This window comes from Paracoccus sp. PAMC 22219 (assembly GCF_000787695.1).
Taxonomy (GTDB): Bacteria; Pseudomonadota; Alphaproteobacteria; order Rhodobacterales; family Rhodobacteraceae; genus Paracoccus.
Window position 1 is genome coordinate 1 of record NZ_BBPH01000240.1, and the last position, 5,200, is coordinate 5,200.

At 70.0% G+C, this 5,200-nt stretch carries 6 protein-coding genes and 1 pseudogene; 4 read left to right on the forward strand and 3 right to left on the reverse strand.

Annotated features, from left to right (window positions below; translation table 11 throughout):
* Window positions 1–619: L-threonylcarbamoyladenylate synthase (locus TY51_RS19470; RefSeq protein WP_042252946.1), on the reverse strand; the 619-nt coding region annotated here is incomplete at its 3' end.
* Window positions 620–730: 111 nt separating this feature from the next.
* Here TY51_RS19470 and TY51_RS19475 point away from each other — a divergent pair.
* From TY51_RS19475 to TY51_RS19485, 4 genes and pseudogenes are all read left to right on the forward strand, one after another.
* Window positions 731–2,428 (forward strand): acyl-CoA dehydrogenase, encoded by a 1,698-nt coding sequence (locus TY51_RS19475; protein ID WP_042252948.1) that lies wholly within the window; start codon window positions 731–733, stop codon window positions 2,426–2,428.
* Window positions 2,425–3,443 (forward strand): annotated as a pseudogene (locus tag TY51_RS19480) (MBL fold metallo-hydrolase). Before TY51_RS19475 ends, TY51_RS19480 begins: the two are co-directional and overlap by 4 nt.
* Window positions 3,444–3,496: 53 nt before the next feature.
* Window positions 3,497–3,649: an aa3-type cytochrome c oxidase subunit IV gene (locus TY51_RS21485; protein ID WP_081995309.1), complete on the forward strand. Its 153-nt coding sequence runs from the start codon at window positions 3,497–3,499 to the stop codon at window positions 3,647–3,649.
* A gap of 120 nt (window positions 3,650–3,769) precedes the next feature.
* A complete protein-coding gene (locus TY51_RS19485) occupies window positions 3,770–4,288 on the forward strand; it encodes a hypothetical protein (RefSeq protein ID WP_231559161.1) in 519 nt (172 codons plus the stop codon).
* On the opposite strand, the gene TY51_RS19490 is transcribed toward TY51_RS19485, so the two are convergent.
* Both TY51_RS19490 and TY51_RS19495 read right to left on the reverse strand, forming a co-directional pair.
* Window positions 4,276–4,602: an AzlD domain-containing protein gene (locus tag TY51_RS19490; RefSeq protein WP_042252950.1), complete on the reverse strand. Its 327-nt coding sequence runs from the start codon at window positions 4,600–4,602 to the stop codon at window positions 4,276–4,278. The genes TY51_RS19485 and TY51_RS19490 overlap by 13 nt on opposite strands.
* The coding region (locus TY51_RS19495; protein ID WP_081995311.1) for an AzlC family ABC transporter permease at window positions 4,583–5,200 on the reverse strand (618 nt) is incomplete at its 5' end. The genes TY51_RS19490 and TY51_RS19495, both read right to left, overlap by 20 nt.

Consider the following 5,200-nt stretch of genomic DNA (forward strand, 5'->3'; position numbering starts at 1 on the left):
CGGCGATCGCCTCGGCCGGGATGCCGCCGGGACGCAGCAGCGTCGCGCGCCCGTCCTGCCAGCCGACGATCGTCGATTCCACGCCGACCGGGCAGGCCCCGCCATCCAGCACCGCGGCGATGCGTCCGTCCAGGCCGCCATCCGGGTCCAGCACGTGATCGGCGGTGGTCGGGCTGATCCGCCCGGACGCATTCGCCGACGGTGCGGCCAGCGGCGCACCGCAGGCCCGCAACAGCGCCTGCGCGACCGGATGGGCGGGGACGCGGATGCCGATCGTGTCCAGGCCCGCCGTCACCAGCCCCGCGATGCCCGCATCGGCGCGCAGCGGCACCACCAGGGTCAGCGCGCCCGGCCAGAAGGCCTGTTCCAGCGCCAGCGCCTGCGGTGGCAGATCGGCGATGGCCTGCGCCGCGGCCAGGTCGGCCACGTGCACGATCAACGGGTTGAAGCTGGGCCGCCCCTTGGCCTGATAGATGCGCGCCACCGCCGTCCCGTCGCGTGCGTCGGCGGCCAGGCCATAGACCGTCTCGGTCGGCATCGCCACGCAGCAGCCCTGCGCCAGCAGGCGGGCGGCATGGGCCAGTCCGGCCGGGTCGGGGATCAATCGCAGGGTCTGCATTCGTGACGCGGGGTTTCGGTTGAGCCTGAGGGGATGGCGGCACAAGATGCCGCCAGCGCCCGTTGATAGACGCGCCGCGGCCCGATGCCAAGGCGCCAGGAGGAGACCCCGATGAGCTACAAGGCCCCGACAGCCCAGATCGACTTCATCCTGACCCATGTCGTCCCGTTTGCGGACCTGGCCCGGACCGACCGGTTCGCCGAGGCCACCGCCGAGACCGCGACCGCCATCCTGTCCGAGGCCGGCAAGCTGGCCCAGAACGTGCTGGCCCCCCTGAACCGGGGCAGCGACCAGACGCCCGCACGGCTGGAGAACGGCGTGCTGCGGTCCTCTCCCGGCTTTGCCGAGGGGTTCCGGGCCATCGCGGACGGGGGCTGGGTCGGGGTGTCGGCCGATCCGGAATATGGCGGCATGGGCCTGCCGCAGGCGCTGAACATGGCCGTGGCCGAGATGATGTCGGGTGCCTGCCTGTCGCTGCAGCTGAACCCGCTGCTGACCCAGGGTCAGATCGAGGCGTTGGAGCATCACGCCAGCGATGACCTGAAGGCGCGCTATCTGCCCAAGCTGATCAGCGGCGAATGGTCGGGCACGATGAACCTGACTGAACCCGGCGCGGGCAGCGACGTGGGCGCATTGACCACCCGGGCCGAGGCCGTGGGCGACGGCACCTATCGCGTGTCGGGCCAGAAGATCTACATCACCTGGGGCGACAGCGACGTGACGTCGAACGTCTGCCACCTGGTGCTGGCGCGTCTGCCCGGCGCGCCCAAGGGCACGCGCGGCATCAGCCTGTTCATGGTTCCCAAGCTGATCCCCGACGATCAGGGCAACCCCGGCGTCGCCAACAGCCTCAAGGTCGTCAGCCTGGAACACAAGCTGGGCATCCACGGCAGCCCGACCTGCGTCATGTCCTATGACGGCGCCACCGGCTGGCTGGTCGGAGAGGAGAACAGGGGCATGGCCGCGATGTTCACGATGATGAACGTGGCCCGCCTTGGCGTCGGCATGCAGGGCGTCGGCGTGGCCGAGGCCGCGCTGCAGAAGGCCGTTGCCTATGCGGTCGACCGCAACCAGATGGGGCCGATCATCCAGCACCCCGACGTGCGCCGCATGCTGGCCACCGCGCAGGCCGAGGTCTTTGCCGCCCGCGCCATCGGGCTGGCCTGCGCCACCGCCATCGACATGGAGCGGGCCACGAACGATCCCGATCAGGCCGCCCGCGCGGCGTTCCTGACGCCCATCGCCAAGGCCTATGGCACCGACGTGGGCATCCGCGTGGCCGACATGGGCGTGCAGGTGCATGGCGGCATGGGCTATGTCGAGGAGACGGGCGCGGCACAATACCTGCGCGACGTGCGCATCACCTCGATCTATGAGGGCACGAACGGCATCCAGGCGATGGACCTGGTCGGTCGCAAGCTGGCGGATGGCGGAGAGGCCGCGATGCGCCTGCTGGACGAGGTGCTGGACGGCGCCAAGGCCGCGCAGGGCGCCCATCCCGAGCTGGCCCACCAGCTGTGGCAGGCCGCCGAGACCCTGCGCGAGGCGACCCAGGCCCTGCTGGAACGCGACATGGCCGACCGGTTCGCGGGCGCGGTCGCCTATCTGACCGCCTTTTCGCGGGTGCTGGGCGGGCATTACCACCTGCGCGCCGCGCTGGCCGGCGGTCCGGCGCATCTGGCGCTGGCGCGGGTGTTCATGGCGCGCGTCCTGCCGCGCTATGCGGGCGATCTGGCCGAGGCGCAGGCGGGCCAGGGCGACCTGACCGCGCTGAGTGACGCCGCACTGGCGGGCGACTTTGCGGCGTGATCCGCACCCCGCACGACGCTCCGCCCCCTGAGGGGCAGGCCATCACCGTCGCGCCGGGCGTGTTGTGGATGCGCCTGCCGCTGCCGATGAAGCTGGACCACGTCAACGTCTATGCCTTTGACGATCCCGACGGCTGGACGGTGGTCGATACCGGCTTCGACACCGCCCGCACGCGCGAGATCTGGCAGGTGCTGCTGGACGGGCCGCTGCAGGGCGCCCGGTCGTGCGGGTGATCGGCACGCATCACCATCCCGACCATATCGGGCTGGCGGGCTGGTTCATGGAGCGGGGCGCGGATCTGTGGATCAGTCGGACGGCCTGGCTGATGGCGCGGATGCTGGTCCTGGACGTCCAGGACCGCGCCAGTCCGCAGGCGCTGGCGTTCTGGCGGCGGGCCGGGATGCCGCCCGAGATGCTGGACAGGCGCGCCACCGAACGCCCCTTCAACTTTGCCGACGTGGTCCATCCGCTGCCCCTGGGCTTCACCCGTCTGGTCGGGGGCGACACGGTGACCTTTGGCGGCAGGCGGTGGCGGGTGGCGATGGGGCATGGCCATGCGCCCTGCCACGCCACGCTGTGGTCGCTGGACGATGATCTGGTGATCGGGGGGGACCAGCTGCTGCCGTCGATCTCTCCGAACCTGGGGGTCTATCCGACCGAACCGGGCGCCGATCCGGTCGGTGAATGGCTGGAAAGCTGCACCCGGCTGGCGGCGCTGGCATGGCCCGATCAGCTGGTGCTGCCGGGACACAAGCTGCCCTTTACCGGGCTGCCCTTCCGGCTGGAGCAGCTGATCCAGAACCACCGCGCCGGGCTGGACCGTCTGGCCGCGGCGCTGACGGCGGCGCCCCGCACCGCGGTCGACTGTTTCGACATCCTGTTCCGCCGCCGCATCGGCGAGGCCGAATACGGCCTGGCCATGGTCGAGGCCGTCGCCCATGTGAACCACCTGCACCGCGCGGGACTGATCCGCCCGGTGGGCGAAACGCAGGGTGCGGTGTTGTGGGGGGCGTGACAGCTGCGCCGCTTTCCGCTATCGCAGGACAAACGCAAACCGATGGGGCAGTCATGGCCGATTACGACAACAAACCCGAAGCGACCCAGGGCTCGATGGACCTGACCGACCACAAGAAGACCTTTGCGGGCTTCATCCGCGGATCGACCTGGGTCGTCGTCGGATCGCTGGCGATCCTGGTCTTCATGGCCCTGACGAACGCCTGATCGGACGGGCGGGGACATGAAGCGACGCGTCTTTCTGGCGGCCACGCTGCCGGTCGTGCTGACCGCCTGCGGGGCGACAACATCTGGGCCAGCGACGAGGCCGTCCGCGGCGCGCGTTACGTGTCGGCCACCCCGCCCTCGATCACGCTGTTCACGGTGATCGGAATCCCGCGCGGCGAGGGCGGTCATTCCGCGCTGATGTTCAACGGCAGCCAGCGCGTGATCTTTGACCCCGCCGGCAGCTGGAGCCATCCGCGCATCCCCGAACGGCGCGACGTGCTGTACGGGATCACCGACAACTTCAAGAACTTCTACATCGATTACCACGCCCGCGAGACCTATTGGGTGGCCGAGGAAACGATCCTGGTCCCGCGCGAGGTGGCCGATCTGGCGATCCGCCGTGCCGAGGCCAACGGTGCCGCCAACAAAAGCTTCTGCGCGGTCGAATCGGGCAACGTCCTGTCCGGCGTGCCGGGGTTCGAGACGGTGCCGCGCGGGTTCTCTCCGCTGAAACTGCGCGAATGGTTCCTGCGCCAGCCCGGCGTGGTGTCCAAGCGTCACTATGACGGCGACCCGGCCAACAACCACGACGTCCTGCTGCGCCAAAAGGACGGGACGATCGGCGGCTACAGAAGATAAAGCAGGCCTGCCAGCGTGATGCCCCCGGCCAGGATGGCCAGCATCACGTTGCGGGTCAGCACGCCCACCGCCACGGTTGCGGCAGCGGCGGCCATCCGGGCCGGATCGGCAGTGCCCCCGGTCGCCGCGGGCCACACGACCAGCGGCGCGACCAGCGCGGGCAGCACCGCCACCGGGGTATAGCGCAGCATCCGCAGCATCCAGTTCGGCAGGTCCCGGTCGCCAAGCGCGCCCAGAAACGACCAGCGGATCAGATAGGTGCCGACGCCCAACACCGCGATGATGACCCAGATCTCAGTCGTGGACGCCTGCATCGCGCGCCTCCCTGCGTTCGGTGCGAACCTCGACCAGGGCGCCTGTGGCCATGCCCAAGGGCGCCGCGATCAGCAGGCCCAGCCCCGACGGCAGCCCGGCCAGCGCCAGCGCCGCGACGATGGCGACAAAGCAGGCCGCCAGATGCGCGGGCGTGCGCAGCATCGGCGCGATCATCGCCAGAAAGGTGATCGGCATCGCGAAATCCAGCGCGATCTCTTCGGGGATGGCCTGGCCCACGGTGGCGCCCGCCCAGGTGGCGATCATCCACGGCACGCACAGGACCAGCGCCGTGCCGCCGAAATAGGCCAACCGCTGCGCGATGGTCAGGCGCGGATACAGTTCGTAATGCTGGATCGACAGCGCATAGCTTTGATCGATCAGCGCATAGGCGACCCAGGCCTTGTGGCCGGGCGTCGCGTCCCGCAGCCACGGCAGCAGGGACGCCGAATACATCGCCATGCGCAGGTTCACGGCCAGCCCCGACAGGATCACGATCAGCGCCGGGGCGTTGTCGGTCAACAGCTGCACGGCGGTGAACTGCGACGCGCCCGCCAGCACCAGCACCGAAAAGCCCATGACCTGCGCCAGGTTCAGCCC

Excerpts from the sequence above, each read along its gene's own strand:
- TY51_RS19490 (WP_042252950.1), bottom strand. The coding sequence starts at position 4,602 with ATGCAGGCGTCCACGACTGAGATCTGGGTCATCATCGCGGTGTTGGGC.
- TY51_RS19475 (WP_042252948.1), top strand. The coding sequence starts at position 731 with ATGAGCTACAAGGCCCCGACAGCCCAGATCGACTTCATCCTGACCCAT.
- TY51_RS21485 (WP_081995309.1), top strand. The coding sequence starts at position 3,497 with ATGGCCGATTACGACAACAAACCCGAAGCGACCCAGGGCTCGATGGAC.